The organism is Bradyrhizobium sp. 142 (assembly GCF_023074015.1).
Classification (GTDB): Bacteria; Pseudomonadota; Alphaproteobacteria; order Rhizobiales; family Xanthobacteraceae; genus Bradyrhizobium.
On the sequence record NZ_JADPKQ010000456.1, the window covers coordinates 1 to 585 of the forward strand.

Consider the following 585-nt stretch of genomic DNA (forward strand, 5'->3'; position numbering starts at 1 on the left):
CGGATCAAAGGACTGCTGCATGGCCAGGGTATCCGCGACGCCAGGCCGTTGAAGCCGAGCTTCCTGTCGGATCTCGACAAGCTGCGCACCGGCGACGGGCGCGCTCTGCCGCCGCGACTACGCGATGAAATTCGTCGCGAGCATGAGCGGCTGCTGCTGGTCTGCAAGCAGATTAAGACGCTGGAAGCGGAGAACATCGCCGCCCATAGCACGCCGGCCAAGGGCTCGGTGGAGGCGAAGGCCGTTCAGCTTGCCCAGCTGCAAGCCATTGGACCGCAGATCGCCCAGGTTCTGGCCAACGAGGTGTTTTATCGCGACTTCAGGAACCGACGGCAGGTCGGCAGCTGTGTCGGACTGACCGACACACCCTACGACAGCGGCGCCAGCCGGCGGCAGCAAGGCATCAGCAAGGCCGGCAATCATCGCGCGCGAACGAGCGCGATCGAGCTCGCCTGGCTGTGGCGGAGACATCAGCCTGACAGCGAGCTGAGCCGCTGGTTCCACGAGCGGGTCGGCACGGCCAAGGGACGCATCCGCAAGATCGCCATCGTGGCGCTGGCACGCAAGCTGATGGTGGCGCTGTGG

Annotated in this window: 1 protein-coding gene; it reads left to right on the forward strand. The window is 65.6% G+C overall.

Annotated elements, in window-relative coordinates; genetic code table 11:
* The coding region (locus IVA82_RS49265; RefSeq protein ID WP_247493884.1) for a transposase at positions 1-585 on the forward strand (585 nt) is incomplete at both ends.